Here is a 24986-nt window from a genome sequence, read left to right on the forward strand (position 1 = left end):
TTTCCTGTGAGGTAAGTATCTTTGCATTGTGAACCCATAAACCGGGAGGGTGGGTGACACACATCAATCTGACCGGCGAGGAAACATCTTCACCAGTACTCCGCCTGCTGACCCACTCTTCTTACCATCATTCTATGACTGTTCGAGTATGATAGAGTCACCCTGAGGGGACGGCAGTGACACCCCGACGGGGTTCGTTCAACGCCCTGGCCCGGGGACAGGGAGATCATTGCCTACTGCCGCCGGACTACCGGTCATTAACCCGAGGCATTCCTGTGACCGACACTCTGCTTGCTAACGAACCCCTCATCCGGGTCAGCTTTTTCCTCCCGGTGCTGGCCATGATGGCCCTATGGGAAGTGTTTGCGGCACGCAGGCCACAGCAGATCGGGCGACTGACACGCTGGCCCAACAATCTTCTCATCGTTGTTCTGGACACACTGGCCGTACGCCTGGTATTCCCTGCGGCGGCCGTCGGCACTGCCTTTATGGCATCGGAAAACGGTTGGGGTTTGCTGAATCTGGTATCGCTGCCAGGTTGGTTTGCGGTGATTGTATCGGTACTGGTGCTGGACGCCGCCATCTACTTCCAGCACCGACTGTTCCATGCCGTGCCCTGGCTCTGGCGCCTTCACCGGATGCACCACGCAGATCTGGAATTTGACGTGACCACCGGCCTGCGCTTCCATCCCATCGAGATCGTTCTGTCCATGGCCATCAAACTGACCGTGGTGCTGGCATTGGGTGCCCCGGCGCTGGCGGTGGTGATTTTCGAGGTATTGCTGAATGCCACCTCCATGTTCAACCATGGCAACGTCCGGATGCCCCTCTGGCTCGATCGGTATATGCGGCTGTTCGTGGTGACACCCGACATGCACCGGGTCCACCACTCGGTCATCGTGCGGGAGACCGACAGCAACTTCGGCTTCAACCTGCCCTGGTGGGACCGGCTGTTCGGCACCTACCGAGCCCAGCCGGAAAAGGGCCATCTGGGCATGACCATTGGAATCGAGGACTTTCGCACGGTGCAGGATCTGCGCCTGGACCGGATGCTGATCCAGCCTTTCCGGCCTGCTCACGAAAAGGCCAAGCTGAGCGTCAGAGAGTGAAGTGAGGGTTCGGCCGGTCCATGGTTAGCCAGGCACCCAGCCAGATCCCCGCCAGCATACCCGCAAGGGCAGAGAGGCTGGCAGGGGATAACGCGGGCAGGGCCAGCAACAACTGGAAATCATTCCCCCCCAGCGCGAGCGCCGAGCCGATGCCCATCATGAGACCACTGCCAAGGTGTTTGCCGATTTCACCGCCGCCAGGCAGCACCCAGCGGAAGCGTCCGAAACGCCAGGCACCGACTGTCATGCCCAGCAACATGGCGACCAGAATCAGTGCCCGGGAAAGCGAAGGAGATGATGAGGCGCCAGTCATCAGATTCAGCCCCGCGTCCCGCACAAAATCACTGGGTGACCAGGCCGGTTCATACAGGAAGAGGACGCCGGCAAAAATCCCCACCAGCATGATCCCACTCCACATGCGCCAGCGGTAGCGAAATTTCCAGTAAACCAGTATCGACGCCAGCACCAGGGCGCCCACGGCAAACCAGGGCAGAAGCCCGAGTTGGTAGGTTGTTCTGCGCAGGTCCGGCTCCACGTCCGCAATGATCAGCAGCACCCATCCGGCCAGCCAGCCCAGCATGGTCAGCACCATGCGCAGGTCGCCGCTGGAAAGACGCGTTGCCGTGGAAATCGAACAGGCGCCATTGATCGCCGCCCCAACCCCGAACACGAAACCACCCAGGGGAATTGACCAGTGAAAGGGGTAGACCGCCAGGAAGGAATACTCGTGATATTCGAGCAGAGGTGTGAACAGGTAGATCCAGAACCCGGCGATAAGAATGGCCGTCAGGCGCAGACGCCGGCCCCTGATCCAGTCACTGACGCCACGGACCATACAGAGGCCGGTTACCTGGGCGGTGTAACCAATCACCGCTGCAATGGTCAATGCGATTACAACTGAAAACATGAGCGCCCTGCCTCCGTATCCTGATGCTCAGGACACACAAACAGGGCAATTGTTACCGGAGAGAACAGCACAACACTGGGGCCGCACAGCAGCGGTCTTGATTGCTTAATGCTCCAGCGTTTTCTTGAGCTGCCCCAGCAGTCCGGCATAGATGCCGTGACAGAATTCAGCGGCGGACTCGTCATTGCCTTTCCAGTGTGAATACCATTCCACAAAGGTGCCGCCGTCGCCTTCCGTTACCGGACGAACCTGGACATGCCCTTCATAGTTGCTAACTTCATTGGAAGAAACCGGTGAAGGGCCTTCGTCGATGCTGTAAGTAAGCTCCCGGTTGTTGTCGTCGAGTGCATGCAGGGTCTCGTGAAACGCCTCGTTCAGTACTCTTTTGGCGCCCGGCTGGTCGCCTGCCTTGTCCCCGACAACATCAACCCTGGTTACCACATCCGGCGCCCAGCTCAGATCATGAAAGTCGCGAAGCTTTGCCCAGACTGTTTCAGCCGGCGCATTGACCACAACTGATTGATAGGTTTTGCCCATGGTGAGTCTCCTCGATCTTCTGCGTAAGTGACTTGTCTTTCTTTCGATCCCCTCTTTGCCACCTTACTTCACGGGTTCCCACTTCTCGACCCGATTATCGGCAAAGTTCACGCTCCACACGGTTCCGTCATTCCCGATGGCGACAGCTATGGCCGTGTGGCCGGGGTTTTCCGGCTCGCTGCCGAATGCGGTGAGGTAGCCCCCGTCCGCCGCGAACTTCTGTATACGATCGTTATAGAAATCGACCACAAAGACACTGCCTTCGGGACCAACGGCAATGGATGTTGCGGTGGTGAGCCAGCCCTTGAACGGCCCGTAGAGGCCCAGCGCAAACGGCCCTCCCCACTTGTACAGGAAATCGCCCCCGGTATCGAAAGCCTGGACACGATTTCCATAACCATCTGCCACATAGAGAGTCCCATCATCGGCAAACGTTACATCAGTAGGGTAGGTAAATTCCCCAATGCCCTTTCCGTTCTCCCCGGTGGTTCCCCACTGTTTGACGAAGGTACCGTCCGCCCGCAAGTGCTGCACACGGTGATTGTAAAAGTCAGCCACGAAAAGGTCGCCATTTTCCGCGACGGCAACACCGCCCGGTGCATCGAACTGCCCCGGTTCCTCACCGGGGCTGCCGATTACTGCAAGAGACTCGCCCGCGAGGCTGAATACCTGGATGCGGTCGTTCATGTATTCGGGAACGTAGAGCTTTTGGCCGTGGATCGTCAGGTTCATCGGTCGCCCGAGTTCGCCGATGCCATCGCCGGTGGTGCCGAATTCCCTTTTGAACCGCCCTTCATGGTCAAAAACCTGGATTCGCCCGTTGCGCGCGTCGGACACGAAGACTTCGGTGTCCGTTACGGCAATGCCGGTAGGATCGTCCAACTGTCCCGGGCCGCTGCCCTTTTCACCCCAGCTATGAACGGGAGCATACGGCGGCTCCTGATTCCAGTTGATGGCCCCGCCCACCCAGGCAAGCAATGCCAGCATGGCCACAAGAGCAAGAACGACGTAACCCGGCCATTTCCCGATTGCTTTCATAATCTGCCCCGGAAACTAGAAATTACGACGAAAGCCGACGCGCACAATGTAATCATCTTCTATGGCGTCACCGTTCGAGTCTTCGGCCACAGGCAACTGTACCGTGCCTTCGACGATCCAGCCTCGGCTGACGTATTGCAGTCCCGGCGCGAGCAACCACTGGGTGCCCCCGGAATCGGCGTCGGTGCCACTCTGCAGTTCGTCGCGTTCCCGATGGATGACATTGGATTCCAGCAGGGCGTAGACGAAGCCCGGCGTGCCAGGCACGCCCTTCAGGCTTCGCGGCCAGATCCGGTATTGCAGTGAAGCGTCGAAGCGCGTCTCGTCGCCTCGTGCGAAACCGTCATGGCGCCCGTTTTCGCGGTAGAGCAACTGCCCATCCACCTGGTACTGGAGGGTCTGATAGCTGGTGACCACACCGCCGAAACCGTCCCAGGCGCCGTCTCCGGCCTGCAGAGGTCTTGGCAGTTCGCCGAAACGATCGCTGTCGTTATCATCGCCGGTAGGGGCGGTGAGGCCGAACACCGGTGCCACGCGGAAGGTGCTGCCCGTATAATCCTTCTTGTAGAGCGTGTAGCGGCCGAACAGTGAAACGTCACCAAAGCCGCTGGTGTCACGCTCAACCCTGCCCAGGGGCGTGGTGACGTCCAGCTCTTTATTGAAGAAGTAGGGGATTATGCCAAACACGGCGAACCTGGAAGTGACGCCATAACCCAGCACGCTGCCCAGCGCCTGCACCGAGACGTCGCGTTCCATAGGCCCATTGTCCGAGCGTTCACGCAACACAAGCTGCTCACGCCAGAGGTATTGTCCTTCGGCCACCGGCAGGGCGGTGTTGAACGTGTTGGGGGCCGCCTGCACCCAAGACACAACAGTCAGCAGTAGGGCACCAATCAGCAGTGACACACCAGCTGAGGGGCGGTTACTGTGCATCATTGCCCCCTGTTTCGACTTCGGCTTCCGAGAATGAGCGCAACGTGAAGCCAGCCTCATCAACCGCCTGACTTGCCCTGGCCTCGGTGAGTGTTTTACCTTCCTGCATGGTTACATGGACCACGCTTTCGCCCACATCGACCTGCACATCAGTGACACCGTCGATCCTGTTCAGACGTTTTTCAATGCCATAGGCGCAGAATGGACAGGCCAGGCCGTCCACACCCAATACATAGCCATTGTCGTCGGCCAGCGCGGCGATGCTGAACACCAACGTCGCTACCAGCAGGGAAAGTTTCTTGATCATGGCAATATCCTCGTCAGTGTATAGCCAGTCTAGAACCCTGTACCTGGTCCCAGGTCAAGCTGCATCCACCCTGCCAGATGGTGCAACTGGGACCGGCCTACTGATCTTACTTCCGTACCTGACTACGGGATCAACTCCCATGAGCGCAGATCACTCGACGGATTGATCGCCAGGGATTGCCATTGGGTCACCCCCATGAGCTCCTGTCCTTTTGATCCCCCCATGTAAAGACTCAATGAGGGGGCAGTTGATATTGCCCTGTTGAGCGTGGCATCGGTTGACCATTTCACCCAGTACCACCTCGATTTTCTTCAGCCTGTCGATCTTCTCTCGCACGTCCCTCAGCTTGTGCTCGGCAAGTGCACTGGCTTCCTGGCAGTGGGTGCCATCTTCAAGCCGGAGCAGGTCGCCGATCTCGTCGAGACTGAAGCCCAACTGCTGCGCCGTTTTCACGAACGTCAACCGGTCGATATCGGCATCGCCATAACGCCGGATACCACCCGGAGGACGTTGGGGCTCCGGTAATAACCCTCGCCGCTGGTAATAGCGGATCGTCTCGATATGAACCTTGGCTGCCCTGGCCAGACCACCGATGGTCAGTGAATTTGCGTTATACGACATGTGGCTTGACTCCGTAGCTGACTACGGAAGTAACCTTATCCGATCGAACAAAGTCATGAAAGGTGTAGGCGTTATGTCGAATTCCAGATCAGGGCGCGGTCCCCTGGCTGCTGGCGGGGTCGCGGCGCTTCTCGCCTCGGCCTGCTGCCTTGGGCCGCTGGTACTGATCACGCTGGGGGTTTCCGGTGCCTGGATTAGTAATCTCACGGCTCTTGAACCTTATCGTCCGCTTTTCATCGGCGTTGCACTAGTGGCCATGTTCTTCGCCTGGCGCCGGATCTATCGGCCAGAGGAACAGTGCCGGCCAGGAGAAATATGTGCGGTACCTCAGGTGCGAACGACCTACAAGGTAATGTTCTGGGGGATATCAGTACTGGTGCTGATCGCTCTGGTGTTCCCTTATGTTCTTCCCCTTTTCTACTGATAGGAGATCTTCCATGAGAATGCGCTTTGTCCTCACATTGGTCATGACCCTGTTCAGCATGCCTGCGCTGGCCGCGATGCAAACCGTGACACTCTCGGTACCAGGTATGAATTGCGCTGCTTGCCCGATCACCGTCAAGTTGGCTTTAAATAAGGTAGACGGAGTTTCGCAAGTCGACGTGAGCTACCCGGACCGGGAGTGACCATGAAGAACCCGAAAACCCTGCTACGCGTGAGCGTGATTGGCACTGTCCTGGTGGCGTTGTGCTGCTTCACGCCGATTCTGGTGATTCTGCTGAGCACTGTGGGCCTGGCAGCCCTGATCGGTTATCTCGACTACGTGCTGCTTCCAGCCCTGGCCTTATTCATTGGTCTGACCGCCTACGCCGTATGGCGCAAAAAGCAATACGACGCTTACTGTGAGAAAGCGTCCACAGATTCAAGGAGTTCCCCGAATGAGTAATGACACCAACCTGCATATCGCCGTCATTGGCAGCGGCGGCGCAGCCATGGCAGCCGCCCTGAAAGCGGTCGAGCGCGGCGCCCGCATTACCCTGATCGAACGCGGCACTATCGGCGGCACCTGCGTTAACACCGGCTGTGTCCCTTCGAAGATCATGATCCGCGCCGCTCATATCGCCCACCTGCGCAAGGGAAGCCCCTTTGACGAGGGGATAAGCGCCAAGGCTCCAAAGGTAGACCGGTCAAAACTGCTCCAGCAACAGCAGGCACGTGTCGAGGAGCTGCGTGACAACAAGTATGAAAGCATACTGCGCGACCACACAGCCATCACCGTCCTGAAAGGTGAGGCCCGGTTTGTCGATGCCAATAACCTGGAGGTCAATCTGAACGATGGCGGTGAGCAGACCGTTCACTTCGACCGCGCCTTTATTGGCACTGGCGTCCGCCCGGCAGAACCGCAGATACCGGGGCTGGCCGATACGCCCTACCTGACCTCCACCAGCGCGTTGGTACTGGATACCGTGCCCGAACGGCTGATTGTGATCGGTGCCGGTTTCGTTGCCCTGGAGTTGGCTCAGGCCTTCGCCAGGCTGGGCAGCGACGTCACTGTTTTGGCCCGAAGCCGATTGCTGTCCAGTGAAGACCCCGCCATCGGTGAGGCCATAGAAGCAGCATTCAAGCGAGAGGGAATCAAGGTTCTCAGGCAGACCCAGTCTAGCCGCGTGGACTATAGCGACAATGAGTTCACGGTCGACACCAATTCGGGCTCATTGCGAGCGGATCAACTGCTGGTGGCGACCGGCCGGGCACCCAATACCGAAGCCCTGAACCTGGCAGGCATCGGCGTGGAAACCTCGCGTGGTGCGATTCAGGTGGATGAGCATCTGCAAACCACCGTCCCCGGTGTCTATGCGGCCGGTGACTGTACCGATCAGCCGCAATTTGTCTACGTCGCCGCTGCCGGGGGCAGTCGGGCGGCCGTGAACATGACAGGAGGCGAGGCTACCCTTGATCTCAGTGCCATGCCGGGGGTGATGTTTACTGACCCACAGGTTGCCACCGCTGGTCTGACGGAAGCGGAGGCGCTAAAGCGGGGTTTCAGCGTGGATAGCCGTATGCTGGAACTTGAGAACGTGCCGCGCGCACTGGTCAATTTCGACACCCATGGCTTTATCAGGATGGTCGCTGAGCGCGATTCGGGACGACTGCTGGGGGTGCAGGCTGTCACGGCAGAAGCCGGGGAGCTGATCCAGACAGCGGTTATGGCGCTACGGGCCAGTATGACGGTACAGGAAATCGGTGATGAACTGTTTCCCTACCTGACCATGGTGGAAGGCCTCAAGCTTTGCGCACAGAGCTTCACCAAAGACGTAAGCCAATTATCCTGTTGTGCAGGATGAATACTCCCGCTTTCCTAAAAGCAGAGAGGCATCAATCAACATGAGCAAGACCCTGCAAGACCGTGCCATGGGCGCCATTATGGGCGCTTTCGTAGGCGAAGCCCTGGGTGTCGGCCCCCACTGGTATTACGATCTGAACGACCTGCGGCGCACCTACGGCGACTGGATTGACGACTACAAAACACCAGCACCCGGGCGTTTCCACCATGGGCTGAAGGCCGGCCAGAACAGCCAGGCCGGTTTTATTCTGGAACTTATGCTGCGTTCGCTGGTTGAGTGCGACGGCTATGACGAAGCCGATTTTTGCCAGCGCCTGGATAACGACCTGTTCCCGCTGCTGGATGGCACGCCCCGAAGCGGGCCTGGACACTACACCAACGAGTGCATCCGCCACGCCTGGAAACGACGGGTCGTTGAGAAACGCCCCTGGCACGATATTGGCGGCGCCGCCGATACTACCGAAGCCATGGAACGCACCCTCGCCATTGCCGTGCGTTACGCTGCCGAGCCCGCCCGAATGTCCCAGGCCATCGCCGATAACACGGCGCTGACCCAGAGCAGCGAAACCATGCTTTCCATGGGCGTTGGCTACGGCTGCATTCTGGCCCGGCTGATTCAGGGCGACGCCCTGGGCGCACAGATTTCGCAGCAACCCCTGAAGTGGCTGGCGGAGAGCGCCATGGCTTTCGAGCCGGTCACCACCCGCCAGCCAGCGCCAGATCACCCGGAAATGCCCCTCAGGGCCAGGCGCCACATTGTTCGTGACGCACTGCATGCCGCCTCAGACATTGCGACAACCGCAACGGACCCGGCCATTCGCATTGAGCCTGCCTGGAAGGTCTCACATCTGTACGGCATGCCCTGCGCCTTCTACCATCAGTTACCGGCCGCATATTACCTGGCGGCGCGGTTCAGCGATGATTTCGAAAGCGCCGTACTCCACGCCATCAATGGCGGCGGCCAGAATCAGTCACGAGCCATGCTGGCCGGGGCACTGGTAGGCGCGCAAGTGGGCCTTGCCGGTATTCCTAAGCGATTCCTGGACGGCCTGGATCGCTCAGAGGAAATCCGGAAGCTGACCCATTCCCTGGCTTCGCAGATGTCGGACTAACCGCATCACCTCGAAGGAAAACGACACTGGCGCGCGGCAGTGGCATTATGCACGACTGACATTCGTGAAAGTCGAACGTCATAGGGTTCAAGTTTCACGGCAGTAGATGCCATCAATGAGCGACAGCAGAATTGCCTTGCTTCGTGGAAGGTTCGTTACAGTGTCTTCAGCAGCCACCAGGTTTCCATCCAGCCGCATACTGATGTAGCCGTGAATCATTGACCATATTGCAATTGCATTGGTTTCAATGTCCACACGGCGGTTTACCTGCCCTTGCCGCAGTAGTGAAAGCAGGGTTGAATACACACGCTCCATTTCCTGGGCTAATGCTGGATCGTCATGATCGACCAACTGGCGTTGCCAGATTAGTTGATAGCGATTTGGTGAGTGAAGAGCAAATTGGAAGCAGGTTTCAGCGAATGCCTGTATGGACTGTTCGGGTTCATCAACCGTATCAGCTACCGCCTCTGCTATTGAATCAGCCAGGTCGGCAAAGATCATTGCGGCTATGGCAGTCAGCATAGATCGCCTGGAGGGGAAATGATTGGCTGGCGCTGAATGGGCGACGCCTGCATTGCGTGCTACCGCACGAATTGTGACACCTCCAATCCCCTCGCTATCTAACAGAATTACTCCTTCACGAAGCAGTTCCATTCGTAGATCACCATGCTTTTGCCCCACAGTACGTTTCTGTTGCATTTTCAAATTGACACCGTCCATATATCAGCATAAATTGACACTGTCCATTTTAGCAGCGGCGTGCATTTGTAGCGAGGCTGAACAACAGTTCGTAGGAGGGTACAGTCATGACTGCTCGCGTAATGATCACCATATGCATTTTGCTATACGCCGCTGGCGTCCCCTACCTCGAAGTGAATGAGACCCATGTATTCAACACGGAGTGGCCCGCTCACGCCCGGCTGCACAACGTCTGGCAGCTCATTACTAATTCTCTGATCGGTGTCAGCTGTCTTTGGATGGTGTGGGCAAGGAACGAAATTCGCCTGCCGGTTTTAATGAGTACTCTGGTTATGGGTGGGTTCATGCTCGCGTACTTACTACGTGATGTTTACCAAGGGTCGATGAAACATACCGATGGTAGCGAAGTAATGGTGCTTGGGCTTGTCAATATAGGCGTGGCGGCGTACGGGCTTGGATTGCTGCTATTGGCCGCAGCTTTTTTGCTGGATGCCCAGTCCCGATATAGAGGTGGATCCAGAGCTTCGGTCTAGACGCTCAATTAAAGTGTTAATAGCGAGGAATCTAATGAACTCAAGCGATGTTTTTTGGCCTGTTCTGGCCCAGATTTTTCTGACTCTGACTTTGTTCATTATGCTTGGGGTCAGGAAGGCTAAAGCAGTAAAGACCGGTAAGGTAAATCGTCAGCAGGCGGCATTGGATAATCGGGTATGGCCCGAGGATGTGGTCAGGGTCTCTAACAACATTGCGAATCAGTTTGAAGCTCCGGTGTTGTTCTACGTTCTCTGCCTGGTTATCTACAGCATCAATGCGGCAGGCACAGTTGCCATCGTCCTGGCATGGTTGTTCGCTCTGAGTCGCTACGCTCATGCCTACGTGCATGTAGGCTCCAATTATGTGCCCCTGAGATTGCGGCTGTTTCTGTTTGGATGCGTGGTATTGTTGGCCATGTTCATTTTGGTGGCCTGGAATCTGGCTACGGGCGTCGTTGACCCGCACTGAGGATGGCCGCTCTGGTGAAAGCTCGATTTGCTTATCCACTCTTATGCCCGCTACCTGGCCCAATGGCTGATTTTCTTGGACATATAACTACCCCTCCCCCTGACAAAAGCCAACAGACGATCGGAGTAGTCAAAGGTGACCGCCTTGCGAACTGACTCGCGAGCCCGTAAGTGGCCCCGCCACATATGAACCTTATCCATATTCTCCAGAATGCCCAGGTCCATCACAGACTCAAAGACATCGAAATACCTGAAAATCGGACCGTAGACGGCATCAATAATGTGCAAGTTCTCCCCGGAAAAATAAGGACCACTGCCCAGCCGCTTTTCTAATTGCCCGAATCGTACCCGTAACATCTTCCGCGAGGTATCAAACTCCTCCTGGGTTGGTGCGTTATACAGCTGGGCAATGCCACTCAACAGGCCAGACCCGAATTCTATCCAAGCGCGGTGATCGGCACGCTCCAGTGGGTCCTCCGGATGCAACGAGCCAGGTGTCACCTCATTGAGATATTCGCAGATCACAGCTGACTCAAAAAGGGATTGTTGTTTCCCCACCACAAGCACCGGCACCTTGCCCAGCGGGGAAATCTCCTGAAACCACTTTGGTTTGTTGGCCAGGTCGATGTCCGTGCGCCGGTAAGGAATTCGTTTTTCACTCAGGACGATGACTGAGCGTTGAACGTATGGGCATAGTACATGAGTGATTAACTCGAACTCGTGAGTCATAGACGGTTCTCCTTGTTGGATTCAGATCAGGTTCAGTATCGCGCTTGCACTGAGCGAGTAACATTCGCAAAATCGGAAAGGCAGAATTGCAATTATGCAAATTCATGGGGTTATCAAATGGACTGGAATTCACTCAAAGTCTTTCTCGCCATCGAACAAACTGGCTCCCTGGCTGGCGCAGCCCGAATACTGGGCGTGAACCATTCGACTGTGTTTCGGCGGTTGAACGCCTTCGAGAAAGATGTGGGTGGCCGCCTGTTTGAACGCCTGCCTAGCGGTTACGCGCTAACGCCCCTGGGCGAGGAGTTGAAGGAGATCGCCAATCGCGTTGACGGAGCCATGAACGATATGGAGCGTCGAATCGCGGGTCGTGATGTGCAGCCAAAGGGGAAAGTCCGGATTACCGCGCCCAATAATCTTGCTTATCGATACCTGCCCGACTATCTGGCCGAGTTGAACCAGGATTATCCGGAGATCACGGTCGAATTGCTGGTCAGCAACCTGGAAGTCAACATGAACAGCCGCCAAGCAGATATCGCCGTCAGGGTAACGGATGTGCCGCCAGAACATCTGGTTGGCCGACAAGTGTGCTCCATTGGCTGGAGCGTTTACGGCAGCCCCACCTACCGGGAAAAACATGGCTTCCCGACCGGCCTGGACGACTTGCAGCAGCATCGATTTATCGGCGCCAGCGGCAGCATGCAGGGACTACCGGCATTTACCTGGCTGGAGCGCTCACTCGCGCAATGCATCGCTGCCCGCAGCGACGACCTGGTGGCCATGTCCTGGTTAGCCCAGAATGGTCATGGCCTGGCCATTCTACCAAACGACCAGCAGCGACCGGAGCTGGAAGCCCTGTTTGCTTTCCCTCCGGGAAAGACGTCAAACCTGTGGCTGCTAACCCACCCCGATCTCCGCGAAGTGGAACGCATCAAGCTGGTTATGCAATACCTCACAAACGCCTTCTCCGAGGACCAACGTCTGGGCGGCTTGGCTATCCGGTTATCGCGCGACAATTACGCACCGACAGTCTGAGCACCGCCTATAAGAACCGGCAGTCCCAGGGAGACGCCGGAAAAAAAGCCCCGGGGCCGGGCGGCTAAACCACCGCAGCTCGGCCCTCGGGATACCGATCAGGTGAATCTGACCGATGAAGAATCGCGCATCATGCTCGTCTCCGGAGGCGGCTTTGAGCAGTGTTACAACGCTCAGGCGGGGGTGGATACCGAGACGATGCCGGTTATCAGCACGCACATGACCCAGGCGACAAACAACAGATCACGCCAGCCATCACCCGGATAGGAGCGTTGCCCCAGGCTCTCGGCACCGTTACTGATCTGCTCGCCGATACAGGGTACTTCAGCAAAGCCAATGTCCAGGCGTGCAGGGAGAAGAACATCCAGCCGTCACTGGCGGTGGCGCGCGATCAACATCACTTATCCGTATTTGATCGGTTCGCACCCGATGATCCGGCACCTGTGACGGACGACCCGGTGACACAGATGAAACACCAGTTAACAACCCAATCCGGACGGGCACTGTATGCACTGCGAAAACAAACGTTGGAGCCGGTGTTCGGAATTATCAAACAGGTGATGGGCTTGGGACAGTTCTCGATGAGGGGACTGGAGAACGTTGCGGGCGAGTGGACGTTAGCCACGCTGGCGTGGAATGTGAAGCGGATGAACGTGTTGAAAATGGCGGAGTTAGGGCCTTTTTTACCCGCCCAAAGGCCTATCTGGTGCACCTCAAAGTGCCATAGAGGCCAACCTGGACTCCCTTATGTCCACTAACGGTCAAACTCGGGAAGCCGAGCAAGTAAAACAACTTTAAATAAGACCTGTCAGGTGCAAGTCCGACAGGCTGCTAGATACTTTCTCTTTGGACATGCTCACCTGAGCCGCTGAACGGCCAGATCCACAGCATCGACCAGGTCGGTAACCTGTTCATCAGGGCTACCCATCAGGGGGTGATAAAGCGACTCATGGCGTTGAATCCAGATGCCATGAAACCCGGCCTGAATCGCGCCGTGGATATCCCAGGCATGTGCCGCGACCAGCAGCGCATTCTCCGGGGCGCAGGAGTGTTTAAGCGCAGCCTGGCGGTAAAGTTCGGTTTGCGGTTTCCAGGTGTTGAAATCGTCCACCGATATGATGTCGTCAACCAGGTTTTCGATGCCATTATCCTGGACCAGTTTTTCGGTGTTGGCACGGGAGCCATTGGTGAGCATGACGGCCTTACAATCGGAATCTCTCAGCTTTTCCAGCGCGGGTTTGACATCCTCGTGCGCGGGCAGGCGGGTGAAAACCCCAAGAATATCGTTCAGCGTGGTTTCATCGGTCTCGTGACCGAGGCTGTGTAGCAACACCTTCAGGGTGCCTTTGGCGATGTCCGGAAAGGGGTGGAAAACACCGCTGGCCGAAAGCGCAAAGGCATCCCTCAGCAATTGGGCGAAGAATAGCCGGTCCGTACCGGCAGGCAGATTGAGCTCTGCCATTTTATCTTTCAGCGGAGTCAGGGAAAAAACGGTTTCCACAACATCGAAGAAAATAACGCGGGGTTCGCTTTTCAGGGTCTGTTTGGACATTTCGACACACCTTTATCCGTCTTGACTGTGAAACATCTGCAAGGGCCTCTCGCAACTCGGTGCTCTGAACTGAGGCCGCAGTGTTACAGATATCGGCTCGACCAGGCTACCAGCATATCCGCAACATACTCTGCGTCCACCGCCCTTGAAAGCAAATGATCGGCATCGTCCAGGGAAATAAAGCTTTTGGGGTGCTTTGCAGCCTGGTAGATAGTGGCCGCTTCGCTGATGTCCACAACCTGATCAATCGGCGAGTGAAAGATGATCAACGCCTTACGTAAATTGCCAATGTGGGCCGGTGTATTCCATTGCACCAGGTCATCCAGCATCTGTGATTTAACATTGAACGTCCGGCCGGCCAGGGTGACCTCGGCTTCACCCAGCTCACGGATCTCGTTGGCCTTGCCGTCGAACAGATGCTGGACGTGATCGGCGGTGGCCGGTGCGCCGATAGTGGCCACCGCCTCAATGGAAGGCATGCGCTGCGCTGCCGCCAGTACCGCGGCACCCCCAAGGCTGTGTCCGATAATAATGCGAGGTGCCTGATACTGTTCCGCAAGAAAGTCGGATGCCGCCAGCAGATCCTCTATGTTTGAGGAAAAACTGGTATTACCGAAATCGCCGTCACTGTTGCCGAGTCCGGTAAAGTCGAAACGCAATACGCCGATGCCATGCTTTGCGAGGGCACGTCCTATCCTGGACGCAGCGGCGATGTCCTTGCCACAGGTGAAGCAGTGTGCAAACAGGGCCATTGCGCGGGGCTTGTCCTGGCCCGGCAACTCCAGCAGTCCGGCAAGGTTATGACCCTGTGCGTTTGCAAACTCTACTTTGGATCGTGTCATGGTACTTATCCTTTCCCGGTAACTTGGTCTACGTTCAAGAGACCAACCAGCGGCATCAATTGTTACACTGAGGGCCCCGAATTGGAGCGTGCTACGGTAAGAAATAACGCCGTTTCCTGCGCAAATACTCCTGAACTGGCAGAACTTGTGGATTAGCAACGATGACGCAAGGCATTGTCACACCCCAGACCCAGGCACTTGCAGAGGGCAAGCTGAGCCGTGACGAACTGAAAGCCCTGATGCAACGCTCAGACGGGCCCGCCCTGTGGCACCTGGCGCTGTGGGTGCTGGTACTGGCCGGAACCTCAACGCTGATTACCCTTGCATGGAACAGCTGGCTGATCTGGCCCGCCATGTTCCTGCAGGGAATCGTGCTGGTGCATCATTTCTCGCTACAACATGAATGCGTGCATTACACCGTGTTCCGCACCCGCAAACTGAACAATATCGTCGGACAGATCTGCGGGCTGATTATCCTGCTGCCGCACCGCTTCTTCCGCTATGAGCATTGCGATCACCACACCTATACCCAGCTGGACGGCAAAGACCCGGAGCTGATCCCGATGCCGAAAACCTATGGTGAATACCTGCTCTATCTGTCCGCGATCCCTTACTGGAAGACCAAGTTCACCGAGGTTTCGCGCCACGCCACGGGGCGGCTTTCTGACGCGGAGAAACACTTCATTCCCAAGGAGGAACATGCCGCCGTGTTTCGGGACGCACGGCTAATGCTCGGAATCTATGCGCTAATCTTCGCGGGCATGGCCGTCACCGGCTGGTGGGGGTTGATCTGGTACTGGGTCATTCCGCTGTTCCTTGGCGAGCCGGTGATGCGCTTCATCCGGATGACGGAACACGTGGGTCGCCCGACCGTGGCGAAAATGAGTGAGAACACCCGCACCAACCTGGTCTCGGCCCCGTGGAGGTTCCTTTGCTGGAACATGAACTACCACGCCGAACATCACTATGTGCCCCTGGTTCCCTACCACACTCTGCCGCGCCTCCACAAAAAGCTGCGCGACCATGTTCATGTCGAGCCGGGCGGCTATCTGGGCGCGCACAGAGACATCCTGCGTCAGATCCAGGAGGCGCGGGCGTGAGCGACAAGCCCTGGCGCGACGTGATCGCGGTAGACGAACTGGAGAAGGACTGGGTTACACGGGTCCAGGTCGGACGGCGCACCATCGCCGTCTATGATACGCCTACCGGGATCTATGCTTCGCTCGCGCTTTGCACTCATGGTGGCGCTGATTTGTGCGACGGCTATTTCGACGATCATGTCATCGAGTGCCCGCTGCACCAGGGGGCCTTTGACGTTCGCGACGGAAGGCCCATCGCCGCGCCCGCGACGAGGGCAATGCGGACGCTTGAAGTACGGGTGCGGGACGGCAAGGTTCAGATGCGGATCTGAGGCAGATCAGAGGGAGGTGCGTTACAGATAACTCGACCCTACCACCACACTCTCCTGAGCTTTCTGTAACAACCCTTCTGCAGGTGTGTCCCTTAATCCAGTCAAATAACGAACCAACAGTGCTGGAAAACAGGGTCGCCAAATGGTCTTCCGTCAAGCCTTCATATTCTCGAGTCTGGTGCTGAGCGCCGTATTGATTGTTGCCGGGTTCCGTTGGCCGGATATTAACTGGGCCTGGGTGGTCGTCGGGCCGTTACTTGTTCTGGGTGTCCATGACCTTACCCAGAACAAGCACACTCTGCTCAAAATCTATCCGCTTGTTGGCCATTTTCGTTACCTGTTCGAGTCGGTTCGGCGGGAGCTGCAGCAGTATTTTGTGGAATCCGATCTGGATGGCGCTCCGGTCAATCGGGAATTCCGCAGCCTGATCTATCAACGCGCCAAAAAAGATAATGATACCCGCGCCTTTGGCACCATCTTCGACGTCTACCGTGACGGTTACGAATGGTTGAATCACTCTCTGGCGCCCAAGGAATGCCTGCCCGCCAACCTGAGAGTCAGTTTTGGCGAATCTGAGTGTGCCAGGCCCTATTACGCCTCCCCACTGAATATCTCCGCCATGAGTTACGGCGCTCTCAGTCGCAATGCCGTCATGGCACTCAACCGGGGCGCAAAACTTGGACATTTCGCCCATAACACCGGTGAGGGCGGGATCAGCGATTGGCACCTTGAATTTGGTGGTGACCTGATCTGGCAGATCGGAACCGGTTATTTCGGCTGCCGCACACCCGAGGGTGATTTTGACACCAGGCTCTTCGCCGAGCAGGCTGGCCGTGATGTGGTCAGGATGATCGAGATTAAGCTGTCCCAGGGCGCCAAGCCCGGGCATGGCGGCGTGCTGCCGGCTGCCAAAGTGACCGAGGAAATTGCCCGTATCCGCATGGTGCCCATTGGTGAAGACGTGTTGTCGCCGCCTGGCCATTCCGCCTTCACCAACCCCGTGGAACTGCTGCAGTTCATTACGCTGCTGCGCAAACATTCGGGCGGCAAGCCGGTAGGTTTCAAATTCTGCCCCGGTAACCGGCGGGAGTTCCTGGGCATCTGCAAGGCCATGCTGGAAACCGGCCTGCGGCCGGACTTCATTACCGTGGACGGCGGTGAAGGCGGTACCGGGGCAGCACCGGTGGAACTGACCAACTCGGTGGGCATGCCGCTGCGGGACGGCCTGCATTTTGTCCACAACGCGCTACGAGGTATCGGTGTTCGCGACAGAATTCGCATTATCGCGTCCGGCAAGGCCTTCTCAGCGTTTCACGTGCTGAGGATGATGGTTCTGGGTGCCGACACCGTGAACTCCGCCCGGGGCATGATGCTGGCACTGGGCTGCATTCAGTCCCGCAGCTGCAACACTGACAAATGCCCCACCGGTATCACTACCCAGAATCCCGCACGGTACAAACAGCTGGATGTTACCGACAAGGGCGTACGGGTTGCGAACTTCCACCACTCCACCATGGAAACCCTGGCGGAACTGCTCAGTATTCTGGGTAAGGATCAGCTCAAAGATCTGGACCCTACGGACATTAACCGGAGGGTCAATCAGGGCAACGTTATGAACTATTCCCAGCTTTATCCACGAATTGATGAAGGGTGTCTTCTGCACACTGACTGTGCGCCCGAAGAGTGGGCCAGTGACTGGCACCAGGCGACTGCGTACAGTTGGCGCTAGACGTGCCTTTCCCTGATCTCGAATTCTGAACACGACCGATAAGGATTTCCAATGACCAGCAACGTATCCATCGAAAGAAAACCCGCAATAATCGCCGCTCTTGCCGGCGGCTGGGTGGCGGATGCGGCCAGCCTCGGCTTGCACTGGCTTTACGACAGCCAGCGAATCCACGAGGTGGGCGGCCAGTCACCAGAATTCCTGCCGCCGAAGGCCAGCTATTTCACCGGTGGCTTCGGGTACTTTGCCCACGAAGGCAAGCAGTCCGGCGATATCAGCCACTACGGCGCGGCCACCGGGGTGCTGACCGACAGTCTTCTGGCCAGTGAGGGCGAACTGGATATTCGCGATTACCAGCGACGTTTCCGGAGTTTCTTCGGGCCGGGTGGCCACTGGATAGGCTTTCTGGACAACCCGACGCGAGTGACCCTGAATAACCTGAACAGCATTGAACAGAACGCCATTGACCAGGCCCTCGCAACCACCAAGGCCGATCTTACCGATCAGCAGAAGCGGATACTGGTGCAGAAAGTGTTGCCCTACACCCGCCGCCTGACGGGCAATGAACTGGCAGCTCCGGTTCGCCGTGCCATCGACCTGACCTATCATGAAACCGAGATTCAGGAAGCGGGCGTCCACATTGCTGAAACCATCGACCAGCACCTGCTGCCGGAAAGCGGCGCCGACGATATGCAGCTGCCCGCCGTGTCCAAACTGGCGCCACTGGTAGCCTGTTATTGCAGCAGCGACGAGCTCATGGAGGTCGTCGAAGCAGCCGTACGGGTGACCAATCACAATGATGAAGCCGTGGCCTGGGCAAAGTGCGCCGCGACCCTTCTGGACCAGCTTTTCCAGGGCAAACCCATGGCGGCAGCGCTGGAAGCTGCCAAAACCGAGGCGCCGGACCGGGAAAGCCTGAGTAACGCCCAATCCGGTTCATCTCTGGATGCGGTCAAAGCCGGCGACACCTTCGGCCGCACCTGTTATCTGCACGAAGCCATGCCGGTGATCTTTCATATCCTGAGTCATGCCACGAGCTATACCGAGGCGGTTCGCGCCAATATCCATTGCGGAGGCGATTCCTGTGGCCGGGCCTGGATCATCGGGCCGGCCATGGCGGCCATACATGGCGTGGGCGGCGAGCGCAGCATACCCTTGAGCTGGTTGGCGCGCGTTACCAATGCTCCTGATATCTTCACCGATAGTGAGCGGCTGGTTAACAGCCAATGATATGCATCATTGCCCAATTTTCACCCACGACTATGCTTCAAGTAGGATCCACGCTGGGAGGAAGTTATTATGAAAACGCTATTGATCAACACGTTATTGACGATTGCCCTGCTCGCAAGCGCGCCTTTGCTTGCACAGGACGATCCATTAAGGGTCGGAATGTCCGGCCAGTACTTCCCGTTTACCTTTGTAGAACAGGATGAGCTCAAGGGCTTCGACGTCGATGTCATGAACGCCATTGGTAAGGAGATGGGGCGCGACATCAAGTACGAAACCGCCAACTTCTCCGGCCTGTTTGGCATGCTGGAATCCGGGCGCATCGACACCGTGGCCAACCAGATCACCATCACCGAAGACCGCAAGCAGGCGTATATTTTCAGCGAACCCTACGTCTATGACGGTGCCCAGGTGGTGACGAAAAAAGGCAACACTGAAGTCGAGGGTGTGGAAGACCTGAAAGGAAAAACCGTTGCGGTGAACCTGGGTTCCAATTTCGAGGCCCTGCTGCGGGAACTGCCCTACGCGGACCAGATCGATATCAAGACCTATGAGAGTAATCTGGAACGGGACACCGCCCTGGGCCGCGTCGATGCCTTCGTGATGGACCGGGTCAGCGCCAGCCAGATCATCAAGGAGAAGCCGCTGCCACTGGAGCTGGCCGGCCCCACCTTCTCGCAGATCACCAATGCCTATCCGTTCCGCGACACTGAGGCCGGACGGGCCCTGCGGGACGAGGTCAACAAGGCCCTGGCGGCCCTGCGAGACAATGGCACCCTGGCGTCCATTTCCGAGAAATGGTTCGGCACGGACATCACCCGGCCCTGAGGGGCGAAACCGAGGCCTGACTCCCCATGGACGTGCTGAACGTCGAATACATGCTTGGGCTGGTACCTGTTCTGCTCACGTACCTGCCCCTCACACTGCAGCTGGCGGGCATCGGGATGGTGCTGGCGCTTATCCTCGCCTGCCTGTTTGCCGTCATCCGGGTGCTTCGTATCCCGGTGCTCAATCAACTGACCATCGTGTTCATCTCCTTCTTCAGGGGCACACCGCTATTGGTGCAACTGTTCCTGTTCTATTACGGACTGCCCCAGCTAGTCAGTGCGTTGACAGTCATAGACGGAGTCACAGCGACCATCATGGGCCTGACCATGCACTTTGCCGCCTACATGGCTGAATCAATCCGTGCCGCCATCGTTGGTGTTGACCGCAGCCAGACAGAGGCGGCGCTGTCGATCGGCATGACCAACGGCCAGATGATGCGGAGGATCGTCCTGCCCCAGGCAACCCGGGTAGCATTGCCGACTTTGATGAACTACTTCATCGACATGATCAAGGCAACCTCTCTCGCATTCACCCTGGGTGTCACTGAACTGATGGGCGCTACCCAGAAAGAGGCGGCCGGCAGTTTCCTGTACTTCGAGGCGTTCATTGTGGCTGCCATCATGTACTGGATAGTGGTTGAACTGCTTTCCAAGCTTCAGAACTACCTGGAAATCCGCTTGAACAAGGCCTATAGCCGATGATCAAACTGGACTCGTTGAGCAAACATTTCGGCAAGACGGTGGTCCTCGACGGCATCGACCTTACCATCGAGAAGGGCGAAATCGTGGTGATCATCGGGCCTTCGGGAACCGGCAAATCCACCCTGCTGCGCTGCGTCAATTTCCTGGAACAACCCACCGCCGGCACCATGACCGTGGGGGACCTCACCGTGGATGTGAAAAAAGCCAGCCGTGCCGAGATCCTCTCCATGCGGCGGCGAACTGCCTTCGTGTTCCAGAACTATGCGCTGTTTGCCAACAAGACGGCACTGCAGAATATTGCCGAACGCCTGCTGGTGGTGGATAAATGGCCCAAAGAAAAGGCGTACCGACGGGCGCGGGAGATCCTCGATCAGATCGGCCTGGGTGAGAAAGCAGATGCCTATCCTGCATCTATGTCCGGCGGCCAGCAGCAGCGGGTTGGTATCGGCCGTGCCATGGCCGCCGGTGCCGAGGTCATCCTGTTTGATGAGCCCACGTCGTCGCTGGACCCTGAGTGGGTAGAAGAAGTATTGGGGCTGATGAAGCAGCTGGCGTCAGAGCGCCAGACCATGATGGTGGTCACCCATGAAATGTCTTTTGCCCGGGACGTAGCCGACCGGGTGATCTTTATCGACGGTGGCCGCATCGTGGAGCAGGGACCACCCAGCGAGATCTTCTATAACCCGAAGGATCCCCGAACCAAGGATTTTCTGAAGAAGATCCTCGCCACCAACCCTGTGTGAAGGCGCACACATCGACAAGGGAGATATTCACATGAGCCACTCCGTTGTCCAGCGTATTGAAAATGCCCTCTGGGGTGCTTTTATCGGCGACGCACTGGCAATGCCGGTGCACTGGTTCTATTCCCCCGACAAAATCCGTAAACAGTTCCCAGGGGGCATAGACCGGTACTACCCGGCCCCTCATCCCCATCCGGATGCTTTCATGCTGGGTATGACCTATCAACCGGACGTAGAGAAGTCGAGAGCCAACGGGCGGGATTACGACATCCTCCACCAGCATGCCCGCTTTTACCGCACCACCTATAGCGACTTCTCTTTCTCACTTGAAAACCGGGAGGGAGAGCATGGTAATGCAACTGCCGCTCTGGACGAGCGCATGCATTATCACCACGGCCTTGAGGCGGGGGAATCCACCCTGGGTGCGGCCCTGATACGGGTGCTGATGCGTTCCGTCATCGACCGGCACGGTTACAGCCAGGATGGATTTCTGGAGGGGTTTATCCGCTACATGACCGAACCGCGAGATAACCAGGACCCTTACACCGAAATCTACCTGCGGCGCTGGTTCGAGCATTACAGCCAGGGGATAGCCCCCGAAAACTGCGCCGAACACCAGCGTCGGATGTGGTCCATCGGCAGTGTTGGCGGGCTGGTAAGGCCGCTAGTACTGGCATTGTTAAACGCGAACAACCCCTATCTGGCTACCGGCATGGCGCTTGGCCACCAGCTGCTCACCCACCGATCGGAAATGGTCAGTAGCGGCCTCAGCCTGCTGGTGCCTGTCTTGCTACGACTGGTGAACGGAGAATCCCCCGAAGCCATCTTCAGTGAGCTGCTACGGCAGCTTCCGGCACCAGCTGTCTCCGGCCAGGCACTGTTCCAGGCATATCGTGACCACGATGGCCCGGGCAACATTCCCGCGGATGAAACCTGGCGCCTCCACATGAGCTTTCTGAACGAAAGCGCCGCGGCAAAAAACCCGGACTACTTCGCCACCGCGTGCTATATCGAACAGGCGCTACCGCTGATGGCGGCGCTCGGCAATCAACAGCATTGTGACTTCATCGGAACACTCACAGCCAATGCCGAGGCCGGCGGCGACAACGTGCATCGGGGTATGGTGCTGGGACTGTTACTGGCAGCGGGCAGCGATGGCGTGCCGGAAGAATGGAAAACCGGGCTGAAAGATCACCACGAACTGGCGGAGGAAATCCACCAGTTCGCTGCCATCGCCGCCAGGGGCGATGGCCACCTGGCGCTTTAGACGGCTGCACCTTTTCCGTGAGCTGAAAATCACCTGTAACACTGGCCAGAAGTATGTGTCATTACTATAAGGCCTGCTTCAGGCAGACAAGATCATGGGCCGTAAAACGCATATTACGACTGCTCACCCCAAGGTAACAACGGGAGGAAAGACAACCATGTTTTTCACGAGCAAATCCAACAGCAAACCCAATTTTATCATGCAGCCACTGGCTGCGATGGTGGCATCGGCGCTTCTTGCAGGTTGCGCCTACTCCGGGAGCTCCGGAGAAAATACATCGAAGCCGCTTGCCGAAACGCGGGTTACGCAGGAAGAGGGCAAAGTGACCTACTGGGTTTTACCGGGGCCCCGAAAACTGGACCGCGAAACCTTCGGCACGCCCGATAATCCGAAGATGCTGCTTGAGCCAAAGGTTAAGGCAGCAACGCAGGCCAAGGGGCCGGCAACCGTTCCGGAACTTTTAAAGCAGGTTCCGATTATGGTGGCTGCTCCGGAGAAGGCCCGAAAGGTAACGCCCGACGGTGATTACATATTCGCCCAGCCAACGCCGTTTTCCAATGATGCGCGGATTATTCAGGGCAGTTTCGAAGCCACTTTCACCGACATGGTGAAAACCGACCCGCCAGGGAAGCCCGGCCAAACGCCGGACACGGCAGAGTTTGCGGCGGAATTTTTGGATCCCCAGGGTAACGAATACCGAGTGGTACTGGACCATGTGGTCAAGCCACCCTTTCCCGGCTATCAAACCGAGGGAGGCGTGATGCTGGACTCGGTTCACCACGGTACCACCGGTACCGGTAGCCCGCTAATGCCAGAAGTCGATACCGTCGCTGCCCTCTGGGGTGTAGGGGAACTACACATCAACGGCGAGCTGGTGGACGATCATCGCGTAATGCACCTGATGACCTCCGAAGTCGTGCGTAACAAGGACTACGAACTGGTTCACACCAGGGATCTGCCCTTGGCGCCAGGGGAGCGTCATATCAGCGGGCAGGAGCACCACACTCACCTGATGATGCCGCCTATCAAGGGCACCAAGAAGGGGCCGGTATTTTCGCCTGTTCCCACGGCCCTCGAGCTGCCCAACGATAAGAATCAGCCGTTTCTGCACATCATGTTCGAACAGGATGAGGTAGAGAGGCTCTGATTCCACGCCCATCAGTTCTCAGATGACGGTCCGGGCTCTTGCCCGGCTCCGTCTTTAAAACCCCAATTTATCGAGGTGAGTCCCATGAAACTCTCTGGCATGTTTTCGTATTCAGCACTATTGGTGGCTTGTGCACTGGCAGCGAGCCCAGGCGTGGTTTCTGCTCATCAGCATAAAGATGGCGATACCAGGACCGTAGAGGTGGTGGCGAAAGAATTCACCTTTGAGCCATCGAGAATTGAGGTAGCTCCCGGCTCCAGGGTGGAAATAAAGCTGATCAACGAGGGCAACCTCAGCCACAACCTGCACATTGCCGGCGAGGGAATGAAAACAGAAACGATTCAGACCGGACACACGGATAATCTGACTGTAACCGCCCCTGAAAATGGGAAGCTGAAGTTTTTCTGCAATGTTCCCGGGCACAAGCAGGCCGGCATGACCGGCGAGATTGTCGCCCACTAACGGAAATCGCAAAATCTTGGCGCTGTGGCGCAGCTACCAGTTTTCCCCGAACGGACGGATATCCAGCTCAAACGTCCAGGCGGACGGGTCCTGCTGACTGACATTCCAGACGGCGTCGGCGACGGCAGAAGGCTTGACGAAGAAATCGTCTGGCTTGTCCGCCAGCCACTCGCGGGTGCGGGGCAGATCCACCACGCCATCAATCACCACATTCGCCACATGAATTTTCTCCGGCCCCAACTGGCGGGCCAGTGACTGGGCCAGGCTTCGCTGGGCGGCCTTGGCCGATGCAAAGGGCGCGGTGTTAGCCCGGCCCCGTGTCGCTGCCGAAGCACTGGTGACAATAATGCTGGCGGTGTCATGCTGGCGCAGCTGCGGTAATACGGCTTTGGTGGCCGCCACAAGGCCCTGAACATTGAGGCGCCAGTTGGCCTCGAATTCTTCCAGGCTGGCCTCTTCCACGCTCTTGAACACACCGCCACCGGCGTTATACATCATCACCGAAACCGGTCCGAGTTCGCTCTCGATGTCAGCCAGCACCGACGTTATCTGCTCGGGTTCCATCATGTCACAGGCAAAGGCACGAGCACCGTTGATCGATTGCTCCAAATTCTTGAGATAGTCTTCGCTGCGGGCGAGCATCGCTACCTGAAAACCTTCGTCGCTGAATCGCCGCACAAAGGCCTCACCATTGCCCGGGCCAACACCCATCACAACACATACCTTGTTCATCAGCTGTCTCTCCTGCCGGTTATACCGGCTTGTTTGTCA

Annotated in this window: 29 protein-coding genes and 2 pseudogenes; 20 read left to right on the plus strand and 11 right to left on the minus strand. The window is 57.3% G+C overall.

The genetic code is table 11. The features are described from left to right. The first annotated feature begins 176 nt into the window (after positions 1-176). Positions 177-1109: a sterol desaturase family protein gene (locus QPL94_RS02030; RefSeq protein ID WP_285355177.1), complete on the plus strand. Its 933-nt coding sequence runs from the start codon at positions 177-179 to the stop codon at positions 1107-1109. Here the strand turns inward: QPL94_RS02030 and QPL94_RS02035 are convergent. The 6 genes from QPL94_RS02035 to merR all read right to left on the minus strand — a co-directional run bounded on the left by QPL94_RS02035 (position 1099) and on the right by merR (position 5452). Further along, positions 1099-2016 carry a YeeE/YedE thiosulfate transporter family protein gene (locus QPL94_RS02035; RefSeq protein WP_285355178.1) on the minus strand — a complete coding sequence of 306 codons (918 nt, stop codon included), beginning with the start codon at positions 2014-2016 and terminating at the stop codon, positions 1099-1101. The two genes, QPL94_RS02030 and QPL94_RS02035, sit on opposite strands and share 11 nt — an antisense overlap. 105 nt (positions 2017-2121) lie before the next feature. Continuing rightward, entirely contained in the window at positions 2122-2553 is a 432-nt protein-coding gene (locus QPL94_RS02040; RefSeq protein ID WP_285355179.1) for an SRPBCC family protein, read from the minus strand. Between the two features lie 63 nt (positions 2554-2616). After that, positions 2617-3591 (minus strand): NHL repeat-containing protein, encoded by a 975-nt coding sequence (locus QPL94_RS02045; RefSeq protein ID WP_285355180.1) that lies wholly within the window; start codon positions 3589-3591, stop codon positions 2617-2619. Positions 3592-3606: 15 nt separating this feature from the next. Beyond that, a complete protein-coding gene (locus QPL94_RS02050; protein ID WP_285355181.1) occupies positions 3607-4524 on the minus strand; it encodes a transporter in 918 nt (305 codons plus the stop codon). Continuing rightward, complete coding sequence (locus QPL94_RS02055; RefSeq protein ID WP_285355182.1) at positions 4514-4831, minus strand: heavy-metal-associated domain-containing protein; 318 nt, start codon at positions 4829-4831, stop codon at positions 4514-4516. The genes QPL94_RS02050 and QPL94_RS02055 overlap by 11 nt, the downstream gene beginning before the upstream one ends. Positions 4832-4981: 150 nt before the next feature. After that, positions 4982-5452, minus strand: coding sequence for a mercury resistance transcriptional regulator MerR (gene merR / locus QPL94_RS02060; RefSeq protein ID WP_285355183.1), 471 nt, complete (start codon positions 5450-5452; stop codon positions 4982-4984). A gap of 73 nt (positions 5453-5525) precedes the next feature. On the opposite strand from merR, the gene merT reads away from it, so the two are divergent. From merT to QPL94_RS02085, 5 genes and pseudogenes are all read left to right on the plus strand, one after another. Further along, positions 5526-5876 carry a mercuric ion transporter MerT gene (merT, locus tag QPL94_RS02065; protein ID WP_285355184.1) on the plus strand — a complete coding sequence of 117 codons (351 nt, stop codon included), beginning with the start codon at positions 5526-5528 and terminating at the stop codon, positions 5874-5876. Between the two features lie 13 nt (positions 5877-5889). After that, positions 5890-6075: pseudogene (locus QPL94_RS02070) on the plus strand (cation transporter); the annotation flags it as partial. Positions 6076-6080: 5 nt separating this feature from the next. Then, positions 6081-6338 (plus strand): mercury resistance system transport protein MerF, encoded by a 258-nt coding sequence (gene merF, locus QPL94_RS02075; protein ID WP_285355185.1) that lies wholly within the window; start codon positions 6081-6083, stop codon positions 6336-6338. Beyond that, a complete protein-coding gene (gene merA / locus QPL94_RS02080) occupies positions 6331-7737 on the plus strand; it encodes a mercury(II) reductase (RefSeq protein ID WP_285355186.1) in 1407 nt (468 codons plus the stop codon). The genes merF and merA overlap by 8 nt, the downstream gene beginning before the upstream one ends. A gap of 40 nt (positions 7738-7777) precedes the next feature. Then, entirely contained in the window at positions 7778-8848 is a 1071-nt protein-coding gene (locus QPL94_RS02085) for an ADP-ribosylglycohydrolase family protein (protein ID WP_285355188.1), read from the plus strand. 87 nt (positions 8849-8935) lie between these two features. On the opposite strand, the gene QPL94_RS02090 is transcribed toward QPL94_RS02085, so the two are convergent. After that, entirely contained in the window at positions 8936-9502 is a 567-nt protein-coding gene (locus tag QPL94_RS02090) for a TetR/AcrR family transcriptional regulator (protein ID WP_285355190.1), read from the minus strand. A gap of 152 nt (positions 9503-9654) precedes the next feature. Here QPL94_RS02090 and QPL94_RS02095 point away from each other — a divergent pair, with 152 nt between their 5' ends. Both QPL94_RS02095 and QPL94_RS02100 read left to right on the plus strand, forming a co-directional pair. After that, complete coding sequence (locus QPL94_RS02095; protein ID WP_285355191.1) at positions 9655-10080, plus strand: hypothetical protein; 426 nt, start codon at positions 9655-9657, stop codon at positions 10078-10080. A gap of 34 nt (positions 10081-10114) precedes the next feature. After that, on the plus strand, positions 10115-10549 hold the full coding sequence (locus QPL94_RS02100; protein ID WP_285355192.1) for an MAPEG family protein: 435 nt from the start codon (positions 10115-10117) through the stop codon (positions 10547-10549). A gap of 50 nt (positions 10550-10599) precedes the next feature. On the opposite strand, the gene QPL94_RS02105 is transcribed toward QPL94_RS02100, so the two are convergent. After that, entirely contained in the window at positions 10600-11277 is a 678-nt protein-coding gene (locus QPL94_RS02105) for a glutathione S-transferase family protein (RefSeq protein ID WP_285355193.1), read from the minus strand. A gap of 117 nt (positions 11278-11394) precedes the next feature. On the opposite strand from QPL94_RS02105, the gene QPL94_RS02110 reads away from it, so the two are divergent. After that, complete coding sequence (locus QPL94_RS02110; RefSeq protein ID WP_285355194.1) at positions 11395-12312, plus strand: LysR family transcriptional regulator; 918 nt, start codon at positions 11395-11397, stop codon at positions 12310-12312. A gap of 17 nt (positions 12313-12329) precedes the next feature. Then, a pseudogene (locus tag QPL94_RS02115) lies at positions 12330-12980 on the plus strand (transposase); the annotation flags it as partial. A 188-nt stretch (positions 12981-13168) separates the two neighbouring features. Here the strand turns inward: QPL94_RS02115 and QPL94_RS02120 are convergent. Together QPL94_RS02120 and QPL94_RS02125 are read right to left on the minus strand one after the other, a co-directional pair. Next, on the minus strand, positions 13169-13864 hold the full coding sequence (locus QPL94_RS02120) for a haloacid dehalogenase type II (protein WP_285355195.1): 696 nt from the start codon (positions 13862-13864) through the stop codon (positions 13169-13171). A gap of 83 nt (positions 13865-13947) precedes the next feature. Continuing rightward, positions 13948-14706 carry an alpha/beta hydrolase family protein gene (locus tag QPL94_RS02125; protein ID WP_285355196.1) on the minus strand — a complete coding sequence of 253 codons (759 nt, stop codon included), beginning with the start codon at positions 14704-14706 and terminating at the stop codon, positions 13948-13950. Between the two features lie 161 nt (positions 14707-14867). On the opposite strand from QPL94_RS02125, the gene QPL94_RS02130 reads away from it, so the two are divergent. The 10 genes from QPL94_RS02130 to QPL94_RS02175 all read left to right on the plus strand — a co-directional run bounded on the left by QPL94_RS02130 (position 14868) and on the right by QPL94_RS02175 (position 24215). Then, positions 14868-15806 carry a fatty acid desaturase family protein gene (locus QPL94_RS02130; RefSeq protein ID WP_285355197.1) on the plus strand — a complete coding sequence of 313 codons (939 nt, stop codon included), beginning with the start codon at positions 14868-14870 and terminating at the stop codon, positions 15804-15806. Continuing rightward, the gene (locus QPL94_RS02135; RefSeq protein WP_285355199.1) at positions 15803-16117 is read left to right on the plus strand and encodes a non-heme iron oxygenase ferredoxin subunit; all 315 of its coding nucleotides are present in this window, start codon (positions 15803-15805) and stop codon (positions 16115-16117) included. Before QPL94_RS02130 ends, QPL94_RS02135 begins: the two co-directional genes overlap by 4 nt. Positions 16118-16259: 142 nt before the next feature. Next, entirely contained in the window at positions 16260-17846 is a 1587-nt protein-coding gene (locus QPL94_RS02140) for an FMN-binding glutamate synthase family protein (protein ID WP_285355200.1), read from the plus strand. Positions 17847-17897: 51 nt separating this feature from the next. Beyond that, on the plus strand, positions 17898-19073 hold the full coding sequence (locus tag QPL94_RS02145) for an ADP-ribosylglycohydrolase family protein (RefSeq protein WP_285355201.1): 1176 nt from the start codon (positions 17898-17900) through the stop codon (positions 19071-19073). A 69-nt stretch (positions 19074-19142) separates the two neighbouring features. Next, positions 19143-19898, plus strand: a complete 756-nt coding sequence (locus QPL94_RS02150) for an amino acid ABC transporter substrate-binding protein (RefSeq protein ID WP_285355202.1) — start codon at positions 19143-19145, stop codon at positions 19896-19898. A 26-nt stretch (positions 19899-19924) separates the two neighbouring features. Further along, positions 19925-20599 carry an amino acid ABC transporter permease gene (locus QPL94_RS02155; protein ID WP_285355203.1) on the plus strand — a complete coding sequence of 225 codons (675 nt, stop codon included), beginning with the start codon at positions 19925-19927 and terminating at the stop codon, positions 20597-20599. Beyond that, positions 20596-21342 carry an amino acid ABC transporter ATP-binding protein gene (locus QPL94_RS02160; RefSeq protein ID WP_285355205.1) on the plus strand — a complete coding sequence of 249 codons (747 nt, stop codon included), beginning with the start codon at positions 20596-20598 and terminating at the stop codon, positions 21340-21342. The genes QPL94_RS02155 and QPL94_RS02160 overlap by 4 nt, the downstream gene beginning before the upstream one ends. A 31-nt stretch (positions 21343-21373) precedes the next feature. Beyond that, entirely contained in the window at positions 21374-22606 is a 1233-nt protein-coding gene (locus QPL94_RS02165) for an ADP-ribosylglycohydrolase family protein (protein ID WP_285355206.1), read from the plus strand. A 157-nt stretch (positions 22607-22763) separates the two neighbouring features. Then, positions 22764-23753: a hypothetical protein gene (locus QPL94_RS02170; protein ID WP_285355207.1), complete on the plus strand. Its 990-nt coding sequence runs from the start codon at positions 22764-22766 to the stop codon at positions 23751-23753. A gap of 84 nt (positions 23754-23837) precedes the next feature. Beyond that, on the plus strand, positions 23838-24215 hold the full coding sequence (locus QPL94_RS02175) for a cupredoxin domain-containing protein (RefSeq protein WP_285355208.1): 378 nt from the start codon (positions 23838-23840) through the stop codon (positions 24213-24215). 33 nt (positions 24216-24248) lie between these two features. Here QPL94_RS02175 and QPL94_RS02180 read toward each other — a convergent pair whose 3' ends face one another. After that, positions 24249-24947, minus strand: coding sequence for an SDR family NAD(P)-dependent oxidoreductase (locus tag QPL94_RS02180; RefSeq protein ID WP_285355209.1), 699 nt, complete (start codon positions 24945-24947; stop codon positions 24249-24251). Between the last annotated feature and the right edge of the window lie 39 nt (positions 24948-24986).

It is taken from the genome of Marinobacter sp. SS13-12 (assembly GCF_030227115.1).
In the GTDB taxonomy this organism is placed as follows: domain Bacteria; phylum Pseudomonadota; class Gammaproteobacteria; order Pseudomonadales; family Oleiphilaceae; genus Marinobacter.